21 protein-coding genes are annotated in these 18286 nt (G+C 48.5%); 8 read left to right on the forward strand and 13 right to left on the reverse strand.

Annotation, left to right across the window (positions count from 1 at the left end):
* Window positions 1-49: 49 nt before the first annotated feature.
* The 5 genes from PDUR_RS21740 (at window position 50) to PDUR_RS21760 (ending at window position 5240) form a co-directional block, all read left to right on the forward strand.
* A complete protein-coding gene (locus tag PDUR_RS21740) occupies window positions 50-1615 on the forward strand; it encodes an ABC transporter permease (RefSeq protein WP_330217220.1) in 1566 nt (521 codons plus the stop codon).
* Window positions 1612-2286 (forward strand): ABC transporter ATP-binding protein, encoded by a 675-nt coding sequence (locus tag PDUR_RS21745; RefSeq protein WP_042208167.1) that lies wholly within the window; start codon window positions 1612-1614, stop codon window positions 2284-2286. Before PDUR_RS21740 ends, PDUR_RS21745 begins: the two co-directional genes overlap by 4 nt.
* A 153-nt stretch (window positions 2287-2439) precedes the next feature.
* Complete coding sequence (locus PDUR_RS21750; protein WP_042208168.1) at window positions 2440-2787, forward strand: hypothetical protein; 348 nt, start codon at window positions 2440-2442, stop codon at window positions 2785-2787.
* Between the two features lie 320 nt (window positions 2788-3107).
* A complete protein-coding gene (locus tag PDUR_RS21755) occupies window positions 3108-3914 on the forward strand; it encodes an alpha/beta hydrolase family protein (RefSeq protein ID WP_233277593.1) in 807 nt (268 codons plus the stop codon).
* Window positions 3915-4139: 225 nt separating this feature from the next.
* Window positions 4140-5240: a glycerol dehydrogenase gene (locus PDUR_RS21760; RefSeq protein ID WP_042208169.1), complete on the forward strand. Its 1101-nt coding sequence runs from the start codon at window positions 4140-4142 to the stop codon at window positions 5238-5240.
* 60 nt (window positions 5241-5300) lie between these two features.
* Here PDUR_RS21760 and PDUR_RS21765 read toward each other — a convergent pair whose 3' ends face one another.
* Genes PDUR_RS21765 through PDUR_RS21780 form a run of 4 tightly spaced genes read right to left on the reverse strand, consistent with a single transcriptional unit; the run spans window position 5301 to window position 7824 of the window.
* Window positions 5301-5501, reverse strand: a complete 201-nt coding sequence (locus PDUR_RS21765; protein WP_042208170.1) for a hypothetical protein — start codon at window positions 5499-5501, stop codon at window positions 5301-5303.
* Entirely contained in the window at window positions 5498-6907 is a 1410-nt protein-coding gene (locus tag PDUR_RS21770) for a sensor histidine kinase (RefSeq protein ID WP_042208171.1), read from the reverse strand. The genes PDUR_RS21765 and PDUR_RS21770 overlap by 4 nt, the downstream gene beginning before the upstream one ends.
* Entirely contained in the window at window positions 6904-7611 is a 708-nt protein-coding gene (locus tag PDUR_RS21775; RefSeq protein WP_179945169.1) for a response regulator transcription factor, read from the reverse strand. Before PDUR_RS21775 ends, PDUR_RS21770 begins: the two co-directional genes overlap by 4 nt.
* Window positions 7612-7632: 21 nt before the next feature.
* Window positions 7633-7824: a DUF2933 domain-containing protein gene (locus PDUR_RS21780; RefSeq protein ID WP_042208172.1), complete on the reverse strand. Its 192-nt coding sequence runs from the start codon at window positions 7822-7824 to the stop codon at window positions 7633-7635.
* Window positions 7825-7961: 137 nt separating this feature from the next.
* Between PDUR_RS21780 and PDUR_RS21785 the strand changes: the two genes are divergently transcribed.
* Together PDUR_RS21785 and PDUR_RS21790 are read left to right on the forward strand one after the other, a co-directional pair.
* Complete coding sequence (locus PDUR_RS21785; protein WP_042208173.1) at window positions 7962-8543, forward strand: hypothetical protein; 582 nt, start codon at window positions 7962-7964, stop codon at window positions 8541-8543.
* A gap of 35 nt (window positions 8544-8578) precedes the next feature.
* Window positions 8579-9202 (forward strand): class I SAM-dependent methyltransferase, encoded by a 624-nt coding sequence (locus tag PDUR_RS21790; RefSeq protein ID WP_042208174.1) that lies wholly within the window; start codon window positions 8579-8581, stop codon window positions 9200-9202.
* A gap of 174 nt (window positions 9203-9376) precedes the next feature.
* On the opposite strand, the gene PDUR_RS21795 is transcribed toward PDUR_RS21790, so the two are convergent.
* Window positions 9377-10501 carry an NADase-type glycan-binding domain-containing protein gene (locus PDUR_RS21795; RefSeq protein ID WP_156130565.1) on the reverse strand — a complete coding sequence of 375 codons (1125 nt, stop codon included), beginning with the start codon at window positions 10499-10501 and terminating at the stop codon, window positions 9377-9379.
* 39 nt (window positions 10502-10540) lie between these two features.
* Here PDUR_RS21795 and PDUR_RS28285 point away from each other — a divergent pair, with 39 nt between their 5' ends.
* Window positions 10541-10843, forward strand: a complete 303-nt coding sequence (locus tag PDUR_RS28285; protein ID WP_233277418.1) for a multicopper oxidase domain-containing protein — start codon at window positions 10541-10543, stop codon at window positions 10841-10843.
* Between the two features lie 249 nt (window positions 10844-11092).
* Here PDUR_RS28285 and PDUR_RS21800 read toward each other — a convergent pair whose 3' ends face one another.
* From PDUR_RS21800 to PDUR_RS21835, 8 genes are all read right to left on the reverse strand, one after another.
* Entirely contained in the window at window positions 11093-12733 is a 1641-nt protein-coding gene (locus PDUR_RS21800; RefSeq protein WP_052410341.1) for a multicopper oxidase family protein, read from the reverse strand.
* Window positions 12734-12745: 12 nt separating this feature from the next.
* A complete protein-coding gene (locus PDUR_RS27490) occupies window positions 12746-13225 on the reverse strand; it encodes a hypothetical protein (RefSeq protein ID WP_156130567.1) in 480 nt (159 codons plus the stop codon).
* A gap of 125 nt (window positions 13226-13350) precedes the next feature.
* Window positions 13351-13731, reverse strand: coding sequence for a hypothetical protein (locus tag PDUR_RS21810; RefSeq protein WP_042208176.1), 381 nt, complete (start codon window positions 13729-13731; stop codon window positions 13351-13353).
* Window positions 13732-13734: 3 nt separating this feature from the next.
* Window positions 13735-14034, reverse strand: a complete 300-nt coding sequence (locus tag PDUR_RS21815; RefSeq protein ID WP_042208177.1) for a hypothetical protein — start codon at window positions 14032-14034, stop codon at window positions 13735-13737.
* Between the two features lie 24 nt (window positions 14035-14058).
* The gene (locus PDUR_RS21820; RefSeq protein ID WP_042208178.1) at window positions 14059-14523 is read right to left on the reverse strand and encodes a cytochrome b/b6 domain-containing protein; all 465 of its coding nucleotides are present in this window, start codon (window positions 14521-14523) and stop codon (window positions 14059-14061) included.
* A 24-nt stretch (window positions 14524-14547) separates the two neighbouring features.
* On the reverse strand, window positions 14548-15120 hold the full coding sequence (locus PDUR_RS21825; RefSeq protein ID WP_042208179.1) for a hypothetical protein: 573 nt from the start codon (window positions 15118-15120) through the stop codon (window positions 14548-14550).
* 23 nt (window positions 15121-15143) lie between these two features.
* Complete coding sequence (locus tag PDUR_RS21830) at window positions 15144-16079, reverse strand: hypothetical protein (RefSeq protein ID WP_042208180.1); 936 nt, start codon at window positions 16077-16079, stop codon at window positions 15144-15146.
* 676 nt (window positions 16080-16755) lie between these two features.
* Window positions 16756-18261, reverse strand: a complete 1506-nt coding sequence (locus tag PDUR_RS21835; RefSeq protein ID WP_081949618.1) for a glycoside hydrolase family 32 protein — start codon at window positions 18259-18261, stop codon at window positions 16756-16758.
* Between the last annotated feature and the right edge of the window lie 25 nt (window positions 18262-18286).

An 18286-nucleotide genomic window follows, 5' to 3' on the forward strand; every position in this document is an offset into this window, starting at 1 on the left:
ACGCCTTAGCGGTTGGCGAATCGTAAGCTTGGCGGGGGCGGCAGTTATATTGCTGCCCATTCTTTTTGTACTGCTCTCGATCTTTAATCCGCCAAATGGCAATTGGGTTCAAATCAGGCAGTATCTCGTAAAGGATTATATCGCCCAGACGGTTCAGCTGACGCTAACGGTTGCCGTCCTGACAGCATTGCTCGGGGTAACGCTGGCCTGGCTTACGGCGGTCTATGATTTTCCGGGAAAACAGTTCTTCAGATGGGCGCTGATTCTTCCTCTGGCCATTCCTCCATACATTGCCGCTTTTACATACAGCACGATGTTCAGCTACACCGGCGTTGTCCAGACCACGCTGCGGAACCGGTTCGGAATGGTCCCCAATCAGGAGCTGATTACCGTCTCCTCCATGCGGGGCGCGGTCCTTGTATTCACCTTGTTTTTGTTTCCTTATGTATATCTGATTACCAAATCGTTTCTGGAAAAACAGAGCGCCTCATACATTGAGAACGCCCGGCTGCTGGGAAGAAGCGGCCTGTCCATCTTCCTGCGGATCGCGCTTCCTTTGTCCCGGCCGGCGATTGCGGGCAGTATCAGCCTGGTCATATTTGAGGTGCTGAGCGATTACGGGGTCACGAGTTATTTTGGCATACAGACCGTCTCCACGGCGATCTTCCAGACCTGGTTCGGGATGTATGACGCCGATTCGGCGATGCGCCTTGCCGCCTGGCTCATGATGATTGTCATCGGCTTGTTCCTGGTCGAAATGCTGCTGCGCAAACGGCGCGCTTACAGCTCGACGACGAGTAAGTCGAGGCCGCTTGTGCCGAGGCGCTTAACGGGAGTTCCCGGGTGGGCGGCCGGCCTGCTGTGTGCAATCGTTTGGTGCGCGGCCTTTTTGTTCCCGCTTATGCAGTTAATCGTATGGGCGGGCTGGACCTTTGACAGCATGTGGAACGCGGGATTGTTCCGGCTGATCTATCAAACCTTGTTCGTGGCTGTCGTCTCCACCTTGATCATCATGATTTTTTCGCTGATTGCCGCTGGGGCGAACCGGACGCGTTCCACCGCTTCCTTTGTGCTCTCCAAGGCGATAACCGCTGGCTATTCGATGCCCGGGGCCATTATCGCCATCGGTGTGCTGGTTGTTTTTTTGAAGCTGGATAAAGTCTGGGCGGCCTTCCATCATCAGCTCACGCTTGGGGGAATCCCCCTCGTGCTAAGCCTGACGCTCGCGATGCTGATCGCGGGGTATGTGATCCGGTTTATGGCTACCGGGTATAACGCCGTGGAAGTCGGGTTTGAGAAAATGGGCCGGAAATATACGGAAGCGTCCCGCATGCTGGGGCACGGAATGACCGCAACCTTTTTCAAGGTGGATCTGCCTTTGATTAAGGGAGCGGTGATGAGCGGATGCCTCCTGACCTTTGTGGAAATCTGCAAAGAGCTGCCGCTGGCTCTAATCCTTAGACCCTTCAATTTCGAGACCCTGACTACAAAAGCTTACCGGTATGCCAGCGATGAACAGATTTTCGAGGCGGCCATTCCCTCATTGCTTATCATTGGCATCAGCTTGATCTCGGTTTACGTTATGCATTATTTAGACAGGAGGTGGGAGCAATGAGTATTGTAGACATCCGGAATCTATCCTTCTCTTATGAGCGGAGCAAGTCCCCGGTGATCAACCGGTTCTCCTGTTCCATTGAAAAAGGGGATATCGTCGGAATTGTAGGCGCAAGCGGAAACGGAAAAAGCACGCTGCTGCGGCTGATTGCGGGTCTGGAGATTCCCTCGGGCGGCGAGATTCGGATCAACGGGGCTCCCGTTGTGAATGAGGGCTGCTACATCCAGCCGGAGCGGCGGGGCGTCGGTATGGTGTTTCAGGATTACGCCCTGTTCCCTCATATGACGGTCCGCAAAAATATCGAGTTCGCCCTGCACCGTCTCCCCCGTAAAGAACGGGGCAAACGGCTGGAGGACATGCTTGATCTTGTCCAGCTCGGCGAATTCAAGGATCGGTACCCGCATGAGCTGAGCGGCGGACAGCAGCAGAGGGTGGCGCTCGCCCGGGCGCTGGCGCAGAAGCCGGAGGTGCTGCTGATGGACGAACCCTTTAGCAACCTGGATGCGGGGCTGAAGGACGCGATCCGTTCCGAACTGCGGGCCATTCTAAAGAAAGCGCAAATGACCTGCCTGTTCGTTACCCACGACCAGCAGGATGTGGAGGCGATCAGCGACCGGTCGATTCATCTGGGGCCGGGGTCTGCTCCGGGCGTACGGGTGTTAACCTGCTAAGCTTAGGGTTGCGGCATCATAATATGATAACACCAAAAAGTGTAGTTGAGCCACATGGCATTCTTGGATTCATGATAGGCGTGAGTTCTCTCCGATGATATAATGGAGATAATCTATTCCCCGTAACAGGAACAATCAAGGAGGTGCTCCGATATGTCTAGGCAAAATGATATTGACCATTATGGGATGGATGTGAAAGACTTGGATGCCAGCCCCTTTGAAATGGTCGAAATGCTCCGGCTGCGGAGCAAGATTCATTCGTATTTCCGAGAATTGACCGACGAAGAGAAGCTGGAGGTTAATCTATATGATTTGATCCTCCTGTCTAACGCCAAGGGATTCTACGATAAACTGAAGCTCATTCATGACTTTCAGAATAGCAATAAGCCAGAAGACGAGTGGTGGTGGCATTTGCATAACGTGGTAAGGGCCTTCTATAAAAGGAGTTTCTCCATTAGCTTTGCAGACCCCCACGGGGATTTGATGGTCAACATGGTATAAACTTAGATAGAAGCCAACTTCCACGTCGGGTGGAGTTGGTTTTTTTGACTTATATTAGGCCCCCCCTCCCCGCAAAACTGCGAATATCCTGATTGGCGCCGGATTGCTCACACTTCCGGTGATGCAGCTGCTTCTGGAAGGCTACCGGTGGCAGCTGGTCCCCCTTTATTTCGTCACTCTCATTCTGCTCACAAGCATACTGCGAAGACTGTTCAGACCGGTTCCGGCGGTAAAAAAACGGCTTGTTCTCCGGTATATAAGCGGCCTTGCGCTAAGCGCTGGTTATACTCTCCACTGTTCTGGCCGCAGCCCTGCCAGTTATTGTTTTACCCAAGCCGGACGGACCGGACGCGGTCGGAACGGTTACCTTCGATTGGACCGACGGAAACCGCGAGGAGAAGCTCACCGACGATCCGGGAGATAAACGCGAGCTCGTCGTACAAGTGTGGTACCCGGCGGAAAAGACATCCAGCCCGCCGCAGTTTCTTTTCCCGCAGGACCCGCAAATCTTTCACAATTACATATCAGCTTTTGCCGAGGGGTTTCATCTGCCTGCATTTGTTCTGGATTATTGGAAATATACGCGCAGCCATTCCTTTCAAGATGCACCCGTCTTATCCTCCGCCCAACCGTACCCCTTGGTTATCATAAACCATGGAATGGGCACCAGCCGAATGCTTCATGCTTCGCAAGCCGAACATCTGGCAAGCCACGGGTATATCGTAGCCGCTATCGACCATACGTACAGCACGACGGCGACGGCATTTTCGGACGGCCATATAACAGGGTTCACAACGGAGCTGTCTGCTGAGGATGTCTATGATAAGGCCCGCGCTGTCGGGGATATATGGACTCAGGATGTAGAGTTTGTCATAAGCCAATTGGAAGCATTAAATGCAGGACGGATGGAGACTGATTTTAAAGATAAAGTCGATTTGAACCATGTAGGCATTATGGGCCATTCTTTCGGCGGGGCAACCGCATATAACGCAGCCTATACGATCGCCAAAATCAAAGCCGGGATTAATATGGACGGGACGCTGATTGAATTGGACCACGATCAAATGAACAAGCCATTTTCAGACATAGTTTCAATACAAACTTGGATAAGACCTCGGAAAATCTAAGCGGGCTAATTCGTATCATATAAAATCTGTCGTCTCATAAGAGCTCGGCAGTTTTTTGTTATGATTTCAACTCGACGGAACCCAAATTCGAAAATAATAGTTCATTTTGTTACAAATCTATTAATTTTTAGTAAATACATAACACAATATTTGCCAGATCAATTGGTAAGTTTTATAATAAGCAATGTTTAAATACACAAAATTGAATTGAAAGGACTGGTAATTATGACATCATTTGTACGTTCTATCACCTCACCCAAAAAGTTTATTTGCGGACATGGTTTGCTTGCCCATTTGAATGAGCACATCCAAAGCTTCGGCGACAACGCCTATGTCATTTGCGACGAGTTCATCCTGGAGCGCGCAAAGAACGAAGCAGGCGCCTCGATCGCCGAAGCGGGAAATAAGGCGACGTTTGAAAAATTCAACTATGAATGCACCAAGGAAGAAATTGAGCGCAACCGTGAGCTGGCCCGCAAAGCCGGAGCCAATATTATCGTGGGCATCGGCGGGGGAAAAACGCTGGATACGGCAAAAGCAACGGCCTATTACGAGAAATTGCCGGTTGTTATTTTTCCTACTCTGGCATCGACAGACGCTCCTTGCACGGCCCTGTCCGTCATTTACAAGAAAGACGGCTCCTTTGACGAATATCTCTTCCTGCCGAGCAATCCGGATGTTGTGATTGCCGATACAGGCATCTTGGCGGCCGCGCCGGCACGTTTTTTTGCCGCAGGCATCGGCGATGCGCTCGCAACCTATTTTGAAGCCCGGGCTTGCTATGCCGCGAACGGCGATAACCTCGTCCTGATGAAGCCTTCCACAACAGGCCTTGGCATTGCAACAATGTGCTATGAGGCGCTGCTGCAGCATGCAGTCAAGGCACAACGCGCCGTCGAGCAAAAGGTGTATACCCGCGCGGTTGAAGAAACGATCGAAGCAACCATTTATTTGAGCGGAGTCGGGGCGGAATCCGGCGGCTTGGCTGCTGCGCATGCCATCCATAACGGGATGACGGCTGTACCTTCGGTACATAAAGCCCAGCACGGCGAGAAAGTAACCTTTGGCCTTCTGGCCCAATTGGTGCTCGAAAATGCGCCGCTCGATGAGCTCGAAACGGTCATTAAGCTGGTTAAGGATGTAGGTCTGCCTTTGACGCTCGAAGATCTGGGATGCACGGAATTCATCGAGTCCGAGTGGCGCCAGGTAGCGGAAGCCGCTTGCGCGGAAGGGGACACGATGGGTAATATGCCATTCCCGGTTGAACCGGCGGATGTTTATAACGCGATTGTCACAGCCAATGCTATTGCCAAGACGTATAAGTAAGAACTGAAGGATACGCCAAAGAGGCCCTTCCAGCCATTTGACCGGCTTTAAGGGCCTCTTTCAACGTTTTTTTCTCTGACGAATCCAGCTTGCCAGCAGAAATATAAATGCGATTAGCAATACAGCGCAGATTAAGAACGTTTTGATGTAACCGCCAAAATGCATTAGAGCATCGCTTTGGTAAGATAGCGCAGGTATGGTCATGCACATTAAACCCATTCCTATGAACAGAATGGCAATCAGCCACTCTATTTTTTTCATGTGCTCCCCTCCCCACACCCTGATTGCAGGGCAAACCGGATTTCAAAGCGGGTTCCTTCTCCTGCTTTACTGGAGACTTGTATTTTTCCTTCCTGCAGCTCTACCAATTTCTTCACGATCGATAATCCTAATCCGGTGCCTCCGAATTGACGGGAGCGAGACTTTTCCACTCTATAAAAACGTTCAAAAATATAGGGGAGTTCATCTTCAGGAATACCTATTCCGGTATCCTCTACAATTAGCGTTACAGCAGCAGCTTCATATAACAAATATACCTTAATGCCTCCATGTTCTGTATAACGAATGGCATTTTCAAGCAAGTTCAGTACAATCTGCTCCATCCGTTTACCATCTGCCCATACGCATGAGGCCGTTCCGGATTTCAGAATCAATAAACTTAAATTTTTTACTCTGGCCTTCAATTCAACCTTCCTGACCGCATGTTCAGTGAGCTCAGACAAATCAACCCATTCAAGAACAAGTGTGATTTTCCCTTCTTCCATCTTTGCCAGGTCAAACAAATCATCGACCAGATGCTGAAGCCGGACCGATTCTTCGTAGATAATATCAAGGTATTGATTTTTCTCCGCATCGGTCTCATATAGCTCATCCTTCACCACTCGGGAATAACCCTCCAGATAAGTGATCGGAGTACGCAGCTCATGAGATATATTAGCAAAAAATTCCTGGCGTGTATCCCGGTAACGCTGAAGATCAACCGCTAAATCATTGATTGCTTCGGCCAAGGCGCCCATTTCATCCCGGCTTTTGAGTTCCAGTCTCGTTTCCAGCTCACCGGCGGCAATGTTGCGGGTCGCCTGCTGCATTTGCAGAAGCGGACGGGATAGAAATTGGGCGATAATCCACGTGATCCCAAGGGCCAGTAAGAATGCGCCCATTCCAGAAAGGATCAGTAAATTCCGCACACCCGATAACGATTGCTCCATCTGTTCCGTAGATGACATAACATAAAGAGCGGATGCTGCACCTTCGCCTCCATGAATGGGTTGCCCCGACACAAAGTAACGGTGTCCTGCAGTATCCTCGTACAGTAAGTTCACCTTTTTCCCGGAAAAAATCTTCTTTAGATCGGAGGTCCGGATAAAGGTTCTGTCTGATGGATCATGCACTCCCGAATGAAGAATCACCGCTCCATCCTGCCGAATATTAAAAACACTGACATTTGAGAACTCGGCAAACGTCTTCATTGTCTGCTCAGACGTTGCATCAGTGGAGTCCGCCATTACCGCAAAGTGGGAAGTAAGCTCCTCCGTTTCGGTCTGCATGCGGGCATAATAATAGTTAGTAAACATGCGGTCAATGGAGAATCCCAGAAATACCAGCACGATTAAGAATAAGGTGATGATAATCAGGCCAAGTTTCAATCCGATCCGGTTGTTCCTCATTCCTGTTCCCCGGAAGCATAAAACTTATAGCCAACTCCCCACACCGTTTGAATAGGATTGTAGGTCATTCCCGCTTTGTGCAGTTTTTCACGTATATTCTTGATATGGGTATCCACGACCCGGACTTCGCCCTCATAATCATATCCCCATAACCTTTCGACGAGTTCCTCCCTGCTGAAGGCGCGCTGCCTGCTTTGGGCTAATACAGCCAGCAGATCAAACTCCTTCGGGGTAAACTCAATCAACTCATCTTGAATCCGAACCTCCCGCGCGTCGGGGAATATGGTCATTTGCGGAAATTCAAGCACCAACTGCTGAGGCAGTGAAGTCTGTGTAATCGTTGATCTGCGGATTAATGAATATATTCGGGCCAGGAGTTCTTCTGAATCAAACGGCTTGGTTAAATAATCATCCGCGCCTATCCCCAATCCATGAATCTTATCCTTGGTTTCAGTACGCGCCGTCAGCATTAATATCGGAACCGTTTCCGTTTCTCTGATCGCCTTGCATACTTGCCAGCCATCCATATCAGGCATCATGACATCGAGCAAAATAATATCAAAGGAATGCTTCTTGACCATGGATAACGCCTCCAGCCCTGTAGACGCCTCCTGAATCTGGAATCCTTCCTTCATCAAATAAATCCGGAGCAGGTTCCTCATATTCCATTCATCATCCACAATTAACACTTGGAGCTTCGGCACAATGCCCACCTTCTTCGTTCTCTATGATTTTAAGCCCTGTATTTCTTTGCGCATCCGCTCATTTTGTGCCTTCAATTCCGTCAGTTCTTCCTGAAGCTGTTCTGTTGTCACTTGTTTCTTATGGCTTCCATGATGATGTCCCCCACGCATTCCAAACATCATAAATATCATCATTAACGGGCAAATCAGCGTTAGCAGCCAAGACCAATTCATAATAAATACCTCCCATACGCTTTGTTATTTATACTCTTATTGTAAGGAGAGATTATGGAGAAAATATGTTGAAAAATTGAGGTATCCATGTACTTGGGCTCATACGATACAATATAAACAAGCAGGGGGTTGTACTCATGTCCAACTGGATTATCGCAGCTATCTTCTATACTTTTATTATTGGTTGGTCGTTTAGCTTTATTTATCGCTTCCGCTCCGCCGTAACGGGCACAATGGCAATGATTTCGCCAATGGCAAGCGGAATGATTGCCGGCTTTGGCAGCGGGACGATTATTGGCGCCGGATTTTCATCGAACATTTTCCTGTCTTTGTTGCTCAGTGTGCTGACAGGCATCCTCGCAGGAGGGATCATCGGCTCTGTTATCCATATCGGAGCATTTCTGAACGGGGCGCTATCCGGCATGATGGCCGGTTTGATGGGGGCGATGCTCATTGTTATGCTGCCTTCGTCCGAGTGGAATCGAGTGATTTTTATTTTTATGGCCGCCTGCGGTTTCCTTCAATTTGTTCATACCCTGATGCTCCAAGGTCAGATCGAGGAATCTGTTCTGAAACGCTCACCTTGGATCTTTCGTACTCCATTCCTTATGTTCCTGGCTATTGCTGCTTTCATTTTTCTGTACTCCACCGGCAGCTCACCCAATACCATAATTCCTAGCCCTAAGCATCCAAACCATTCTATGATGAACATGAAATAATTTCCGTTGACGAGGACTAGGAGGAATCATGAAGCATGAATGAAAATAGAACAGACATCATTAGAAAACGGTATGACCGGATATCGGGAATCTTTGATCTAATGGATCGGATGATCAAAAAAGAATGGCGGACTGAACTGCTTAATGGTGTGGACGGTGAGGTGTTGGAGGTAGGCGTGGGAACTGGAGCCAATTTGTCCTATTATCCGGCACACACAGCGGGCGTTACCGGTATTGATTTCAGCCCGGGCATGCTTCGCTATGCCAAACCAAAAGCAATCCGCGCTCCATTTCCGGTAACGCTTTTGGAGATGGACGCCCAGCATATGACTTTTCCCGACGATTCATTTGATTATGTCATTGCGACCTGCGTCTTTTGTTCGGTGCCTGATCCTGTAGCCGGTTTACTGGAAATCCGAAGAGTGTGCAAGCCGGGCGGGAAAGTGCTTCTGCTGGAGCACATGCGCAGCGAGCAGCCGTTTGCAGGATTATTAATGGATGTACTTAATCCAATTACAGTCAGACTCTGGGGAGCTAACATCAACCGCAGAACACTGCAAAATATTGAAAAAGCAGGCTTTATCATTGAGGAGAACGTATCCTTGATGGGTTCCATCATGCGAAGACTCGTGCTAAAACCGAATAAACGTGCAAATTAAAATGGTGATTGCAACAAGAAACCGAAGGCTAGATGGCCTCCGGTTTTTGTTGTTCAAGATATTCATGCCGCTGATGCGGCAACCATTAGATGATGAAATAAAGTTGTTTCAGGATAGATTAGGAGTTGTTGATCTTGTGCGCTCAATCCGCGAATATACGAACTCGGCATCCATTTATGAGATGGCTAGTTCCGATACACAAGTATCGTTATACTTGGAGCCTGGAACAATATCCAATATGGTGAACGTAATACTGGTTGTCATTTTCTCTTCTGGCAAGTCAAACCTGGATCCCTTCGTGAAATCAGCAATGATCGATGTTCCATCAGAGAAGGTTATTCTTGCTTTACGAACACTGTTGTTTTCCAGATAAGTGGAGATGGATTTCCCATAGCCCGGCAAAATCTTGAGGCTGCCGATTTCAATTGTTTTGGTAAATCGAATCGTAAAGCTCTGCCCGATTCCGTTCCCCTTAACCCCTTCGCACCAGCAGGTGGCCGTATCGCCATCGATTACTTGACTTGAATTATGGGAAGATACTTTCGATTTGGGGAGTGTGGAGGACGCTGTAATTTTTGAAGCCTCGATTTTGTCAAAAGATTGATAGGCTTCCGACCATGAATCCTTTAAATCTGTTGCCTTATAGGTGTGAAGATTCACTTTATATTCGGTTAGGAAGATACCTCTTACATACACGTTGACATAGACAATCCAATTTTTATTGCTTTCATTGTCTGCAACCGGGTAATCGAACTTCACCAAATTTGATTCCTTGCAGTTGCAGTATTTGGATACAACACTTAAGGCATCCCCAGGCTTTGGAACCCAGTTAGCATAAGGATCACGAATAAAGCTCCGCGGCTGCGCAAAGATCGGGTCTATATCGGATGGAAGTACTCCCATCCGAAGTACGATTACGCCTGGTTTGAATTGAATAATACCCTCTCCTCGAAAGGTCCCTACTTCCCCGTGCTGGTTATAATCCTGATATTCGTAGGTGAACTTCACAGGATTTTGTTCATCAATTGTTATGGGTGTCACCGAATGAAAGATGTAGGTTTCCCCTGAACCCCAGGCATCATAATCCAATTTAGCCTTGCCAGTTTGCTTGTTGAATGTAATGTTGATCGTACCGTCAAAATCCTCGACCTCGACCAATGCTTTGTCAACCCACTCGCCTCCATAAGATGAAGCCAATGAGCTGGCAGTTGGAGACGCCGCGTACGTACTTAAGGTGAAAAGGGAGGAAAAGACTAGAGCGGTTAACAAGAGATTGATAATTAGTTTTCGAATTGACATTCTCGTCCTCGTTTCTATTCTGAATAACATTCCTATTCGATGAATAGCAACGATTACCTCCTGGTTCTTAATCAGACCACTAATTATGATGATCCTCACCCCATCCATCTCCATTTGGTTAACTTTCAAATTCTTGATCGCCAACCTTTTGATGCTTCTCATTTTCAAAAAACCGGAAACCTTATTTTCACGGGACCTCCCACTCCTCCTAATCCCTACGAAATGGGATTAAAAGAGTTCGGCCCCCCTTTTTACGTTACATCCGTTATAGCCCTTTTTGGACCCTTCACTGGGCGTATGTATGGCATTGTCACATGCTGGAGCTTGAAGATTACGAAATGATGCGTCCCATTGAGCGTTTTAAAGCACACTGGTGAGGGGTATAGATAACAATAGGTTGCTTAGTTTGACAAAGGAGCAATGATTATGGCATGTGCAGAGAGCCGTTGGGCTCTTTATTCTTTAGGTTCTGTTTTCGTTTATTGTTGATTTTCGACCAAAAGAAAACCGCCCCTTGAAGAGGCGATTAATTTGATTTTCTTAAGTTTAGGTCTTGATAATTTTCATCTGACATGCGTTATTCTCATTCATCTATTCCGGTTTGTTCGCTGCATTAGAAGGGGGAGTGTAACCGGGCTTATAATCGGTATAAGTCAATTGTTGCGCCATTCCTCCCGCAGCATGGTGAAGCTCATGGCAGTGAATCATCCAGTTTCCGGGATTATCGGCCTTAAAGGCGACTACGATCTTCTCGCCGGGCTTAACTAGAACGGTATCCTTCATGATCGTACTTTCCACCTTCACCCCATTTTTCTCAAGGACTTGGAAAAAGTGGCCGTGTACATGCATCGGATGATCCACCGTGCTTTTATTCTCAAACGTCAGCTTTACATAGTCGCCGGTTTTCACTTGAAGAGCCGGGAGTTCTGAAAAGACTTTATCGTTGATCGTATACACTATCTGGTTCCCATTCGTCTTGGAATTCAGCACGGCTGTATACTCCAGCGCAAATTTTTGGACCTTGCTTAATTCGGATTCGGCAGGCTTGCCGTACTTATAAAGATCAAACGCGGTTAATTGATCATGCTGTGTTTCCATTTCTTCGCCCTTGCTTCCCGATACCTTAACCGGAATAACCAATTGATCGTTATATTTATTGTCATCATGCGCATCAATGGAAAAATCCTTTTGCGAGTCAATGTTCAACTCCACATCATACCGTTCCCCGGGAGCGATGGTCACGATTTGATCTTGGAGGGTAGCCGGCTCCGCTATATCCTGTCCATCCGTACTGACTACCCGGAATTCTCCGGGAATATGGATTCCATGGGAACGATATCCGGCGTTAATGAAACGCAAGCGAACGGTGTCTCCTGGTTTAGTTTCCAGAGGCGTAATCAGCGAACCGGATTTACCATTAACGGTATAAATGTTGTACATGGCGGCCATCATTTCTTCATCACTCATGCCTGCTGATCCGTGAGCACTGTGAGCATTGCCACCTGCATTCATCCATTCATCCAGAATTAAGGTAAAGTCTTTGTCCGGCTGCTCGGATGGTTTCGGTTCCACGATAAGAGCACCGTAGAGTCCCTTGTCTACCTGCGTGGAGCTTTCTTGGTGGGAATGGTACCAATAGGTTCCCACCACATCGGCTGAGAACCCGTAGGTATAGGTTTCCCCCGGCTTAACCGCATCTTGTGTAAGTCCGGGCACACCATCCGATCCGGCGGGTACAGGATAGCCATGCCAATGAATAGTTACGGGTACACTAAGTTCATTTTTCAGCGTAATCCTTACAAAATCCCCTTGAGTAACACGGATTTCCTGTCCAGGGACCGTACCATTGTAAGTCCAGACCGCTTGGGTCACACCCGGCGCTAATTTCCAATTGCTTTCCATAGCAGTCAGAGTAAACCCTTTTACCGGCTGCCCGGCTTTAGGCTGCGGCAAAGTTGCCGTTCCCTCTTGAACCGTACCTGCAGCTGCTTCAGGGGAAGGGGAAGGACTGGGAGGGATTGCTCCCTCCGTACTGCCAGGTGCAGCTGTATTGGTCATGACATGGGAACTATGGTCCATCGGTTGGTTTGTTGCGCTGGCATCTTCTTGAACCGTACTGCCCGTAGCCGCCCCACCTTTGGAACCCGAAGTTTCAGTTATAAAGATACCGGCTGCCGTCCCGCCGATGATCAAGGCCAGGAAGAATAGCCATACAAGACTTTTGCTGCTCAAGTCTCATTCCTCCTACATCATTCCCATGTTGCTGCCATTGTTCATGTTTCCGCCGTTGTTCATGCTGCCGCCGTTATTCATGTTTCCGCCATTGTTCATGCCGCCGCCGCCCATATTCATCATGTCCATGTCATCCATCATACCGCCCGAGCCGCCCATGCTGCCGGACGATCCCATGCTGCCCGAATTGCCCATATTCATATTGGACTGCCCGCCGCTCATGTACTGCTGCTGCATACGCATCATATCCTGCTGCAATTGGTTCATACGCTGCATCATTTCATTCATTTGATCCATCGGCACGGCGCCGCCCATTGTTCCCTGCATGGTCGCTCCGACTCCGGCCGTTCCGTTAACATGAGCGTTATGCAGATTATTCGTTGACGTAGTCGAACCAGAGTTTGCAGGATTCGTTACATTAAGCAATACTACAGAGATAATTAAACCGACGAACGAGAAAATTGCTAATTTCAACCAGCCATTCGTTTTCATTATTGATATTCCTCCAATATAGCCATACGTTTTTTTTAACAGATAATAAACCGTAAAGAGCAAACCAACGACGAGAAGAATCAGCAGAGATGCCATATACAAGTTTCCAAAGGCTCCAAGAGCATTCATTTTGAGTTCCTCCATTTAACGGGCTTCGGCCATACGATGGCAAGAAACACGGCCCCTGCTATAATGATTGGCAGCGTAAACACAAGAAGTGCTGTTGTTATCAGATGAATAGCATACAGTCTCCCTGTTTGGTCATGGTGCCCGCTATGCCCGCCATTGCCTGATGATGCTTCCGGACTGTCCATTGTACCGATTGTGAACAGATCGGGAATGGTTGCAGAACCCAGAATCTCATTGCTCATCATGTCTGCCATAGAAGCATCCATTTGCGCCGCATTTTCTGCCGGGTTGCTCCAGGAAAGCGCCAGCACTAGCATGATGATGACTGCAAACACGGAGCTGAGCTGCCAGAACGGCCGTTTTTGTTTGTTGAACATGGGTTACACCTTTCTTCTGCACCGTACGTAGACGCCGCCTGCAATGCTGATCGCTAATAGAGGGAATGCGAATTGAACGCTCTCATACAATAACCTTTGTACATTTGCATCTTCCTTCACTTGCATTGACAATCCCATCAGGGAGGTTTCCATGGCCTTCATCATACCCATCATGAAGCTCATAGCCTCCTGCTCGGTCGGTCCGAAGCGGAACATCGAGATCAATATTGCGCCAACAGCAAAGAAAAATGAGGCAGTCACAAACCAGATAAACAGCTTAAACCATTTTTTCTGCATCCACATGACAAAGGCCCCTCCCTTCTTCGATCATCTTGCCTTCCGTTCCTTGTTCTTAGGCCACTTTAATGCATGGGACTTCATATAGATGTGCCAGATCACGCTCGCTGCTGCCAGATAAGTCAATTTTTCATGAATCCATAGTGTAAAAGCCGTTGCGGCGTGGTTGCTGTCCATGAAGAGCCAGATCACAGCTCCGGTAATAATAAAAATCAGAGTGGTAATGAAGGTAAAGAGTCCATAACCGGATGGGCCGAACACAAGCCATGGCTTTAGAGTCTTATCCCGTCTTAGGATTCGAATGATTTCGTAGAGGATGACAATCAGGGTCAGCAGGACATAGACAACCGCAGCCAAGCGGTGTACGATATCCGCCGTCGCAATATCATACTGCATCACCCAACCATATTTCGCTCCTGCCATTGCAATTCCGCTCAGTGCCAAGATGGAGAACACAAGCGCCCATAACCAGTGAAGGATAAAATCAAACTTCATTACCCGCATCAACCTCAATCCGTTTTAGTCTTTGTTCGTTTCCGGCTCATCCGGACTTGCCTTTGCGGCATGTGTTGCTTCCTCGTTTTGATTGGAATTCACTTCATTTCCTGCTGGAAGTGCTGCCCCACTAGAAGAGGCGACAGGAGTCTTATTGATATTGTGCTTCACATAACTGTACAAGAACGCGATCAACGCTACTACAAACAGAACGGTCAGCAGTTTTACAAAGAAGGTCAATATTCCCGCAACGCTCCAAGCGGATACAAACCCGATCCGGTTCGGATGAAATCCGCCATTCATCAAAATGCCCAGCAGATACAAAATGATGATTACGCCGACAAATGTGGATGCCAGCACAAAAATCGTTTTCAACATCGGATCATTGCTAATCACCTGTTTTCCTTTGTTATAGGACTCTTTGAAGTACGTGTTTTTAAGCCATACGGCAAGTCCGACAACCAGACTGATGATCAAAGCCACCAACAGCAGTTGAGTTACGGCCGAGAGTACTCCGCTGATTACACTCCCTGTGCCTCCATAAGTCCCCATATTCATTGTGCCTTGAACATTTCCGGACATATCCATATCCATCATTTCTTGTTTCTCCTCCTTCTAAATCAAATGTTCTCTTCCACGTTAGCCGGTTCCGGCCGGGGTACGACCAGGCTTCGAATCATTCCAATGATTCCGACCGCCAGTAATACTATGAACAATACGGCAATCGACGTCATGAGCCCAGGAATTTGAATGCCCTTAATGCTGAATCCGCTGGATTGGCTCTGGGAAGCTGCATTAGATGCCTCGGTTGCAGAGAGATTCCGGGCCTGTACAACGGTTTGTTCCATTTCATTGTCGACCCACCGGTTCAGGCTATCCATTTCCATAACAGTTTGTGCCATTTGATAAATAGCCTTGTTTGCTTGCTGGATATCACCGGGCTCGTTATAAGCTGCTGCCGGTCCTGCGGCGTTGGACAAGAACAAATCTTTGGCATCATTGAGCTTGACATATACGTTGTTAAGCGTCGTCCGGCTCTGAACCAGCAAATTGTAGCGGTTAACATACGTCTGATAAGTTGGACTCGCCGATTCGGTCAATCCGGTCTGAGATTTTAGCGTTTGATCAAGCTGATTTAACAGATATACACTTTCAGACAGAATATATATGCCTCTCTGATTGTTCTGAACCTGTACCGGATGCTGTACTCCCGCCTGTCCGCCGGTTCCGCCTGATCCATTGCTGCCATAAGTAGCTGCGCTCGCCGGAACAGCATAAGGGTATTCCGACATCAAGTCCGCCATCTGCTTAACCGTTTGATTCGCGCTCGATACTTTCTCCTGCAGCGCATTGGCAGGATTCACCTTCGTACTGGAAGTTGTCTCCGCTTGCTGCATGGCAGCGTGCTGGCTGTGCGCGCTTGTTTCATTCGCTGCGGTTCCAAAGTTATTCCAAGATATGAGACCGCTCTTTGAAACGAACCATCCGATATATCCAAGGCCGGATAAAATAATGATGATGAGAACAAAACCAATGATGCTGCGAACTGTTTTCAAAACATTCTCACCTCCTTTTATGAAGAGTACATCGATGTCTTGTCTGTAGCTCAAGAATACCAATTCACTTTGGAGAAAGTATGAAGAAACCATGGGGAAAGCATGTTTTTATCTGTGGCTGTCCAGCCCACCTGCGGCATACTCTTGACGTTCACCCGTCAGCACGATGTGCCGGGCAACCGCAGAGGCAGAGGCTGTCCCATAAGAGCGCCTTTCTTATTCAAAATTACAAATAGGAGTTAAAAAGCCAGCAAGTCTTTCGGTTATTGAAAGACTTGCTGGCTTCTGTTGTTCTATTCTTCAATTCCTCCATCGAACCTTGGTTAGGAATCAGGGTAATCGGTTCAACATCAAGTGACGAGGTCAGGTTGGTTGTGATTTTAGTTCAACGTCTTGCAAAACAGCTAAAATACAGCTTTTTTTAACCTAAAACGTTTATTCATAGGGAAATCCTGAAAATATACAGGGATTTGAGACTGTGCTGACTGAATGTAAGGCTGAACAGGAAAAAAACTGTATTTTTACAGGCGTGTTATACAATTGGTGTTCTCAGACAGCCAAAAGATGTACAATCTCAGGTTTTCTGCCGAAGAATGTCCCGATCCCATTCGGGTGGGAATGCATCCGATGTTCTCCGTCACAAAGATAGATCGCCGTTATTTGGGTATGATGCCGATTACCACGCCGACCGCAGCTTCCAGATATCCAGCGACGTGAGATTCACACTGCCGCCGCTTGCGAAGACTTCCACCATGACACTAGCCGGTTCCGGATAAATATTATTGGTCATGGCGGTCCGATAATCATCGGTATAAGCCTCTACTACACAGGTATCGACAAAAATATGAAGCTTTAGCGGCTCTTCTCCCGTTCGCTCCAGAACGACCGAGCGAACGCCCTCACTCCAGCCGTCGGAGCGGGTCCGGTCAAAGCGCAGCGCGCCGGTCTTCGTATTATACACGAGCAGCGTCTGCTGCGCGCCGTCACCTGCGCCCCTCAGTACGAATCCGATTTCTTCGGCCGTGCAGCCTGACATATCGAACTCCGCCTTGATCTCCAGGCAGTCGCTGCCCACATATTTGGGGATCACCGGAGCGTCCGGTGTGACGGCGGTCTGCTCGATATGGTAATGCTCCCTGAGCAGAACCTCCAGTTCCTTGACCGGTATAAATTTCAACCTTCCATCGCCATCCAGTTCCACGGTCCGCGGCGCCGACATGGCGCCGCACCAGTGATTGTTCGCAGTCGGTCCGAAGTCCTTGAACCACGGCATCCAATCCCAGGCATTCAGCCAAGCGATGATAATCCGTCTGCCTTTGCCGTCCAGGAAGGACTGCGGAGCATAGTATTCAAAGCCGTGATCCACATCGCCCATCGTGTCCCAGGTAAATCTTCCGGTTTCATAGTCCATGTCTCCGACCAGATAGATGGTTTTGCGTTCCCCCATGCCCATCGGCGAGAACATAAGCACATAACGCCCATCCAGAGGGAAGAAATCCGGGCACTCCCACATCGTCCCCATCGTTCCGTCACTTTCGGCAAGAACGCCAACGTAGTTCCACGCGCGAAGGTCAGGCGATTTGTAAAGCAGCGCTTTTCCAATCCCGTCCTTGCTCGAGCCGACGACCATGTACCACGTTCCATTATGCTGCCACACTTTCGGATCACGGAAATCGGCGGAGCCATCCTCCGGTGGACCGGGAATGACCGGGTTGCCCTCGTACTTCTCAAAGGTGATTCCGTCCTGGCTGGTAGCGAGACATTGGGACTGTATGAGAACGCCGTCTTTAATGACCGTCCCCGTATAGAGCACGGACAGAACGCCATTGTCGTCGACCGCACTGCCCGAAAAGACGCCGCCCCGTTCATCCAGATCATAAGGCTCGCTTGGGGCAAGCGCGATTGGCAGATGCTCCCAGTGGACGAGATCCTTGCTTTTGGCATGGCCCCAGTGCATGGCGCCCCACTTAGCGGCGTAAGGATAATGCTGATAGAACAGATGATATTCGCCTTTGTAAAAAATCAGGCCGTTCGGATCGTTAATCCAATAGGCAGGGGCCATAAAATGATATTTCAGCCGGCCCGGGTCCTTGCCGACAGTGTCCTTGATCTTGGAAATGGACTGTTCCGCTTTCAACAACGCTTCCCGGTGCAATAACGCTCCTTTAGTTGGCAGCTCCACCGTTATCCCTCCTAATTTAGCAAGG

The sequence above is a fragment of the Paenibacillus durus genome (genome assembly GCF_000756615.1).
Taxonomy (GTDB): Bacteria; Bacillota; Bacilli; order Paenibacillales; family Paenibacillaceae; genus Paenibacillus_AQ; species Paenibacillus_AQ durus.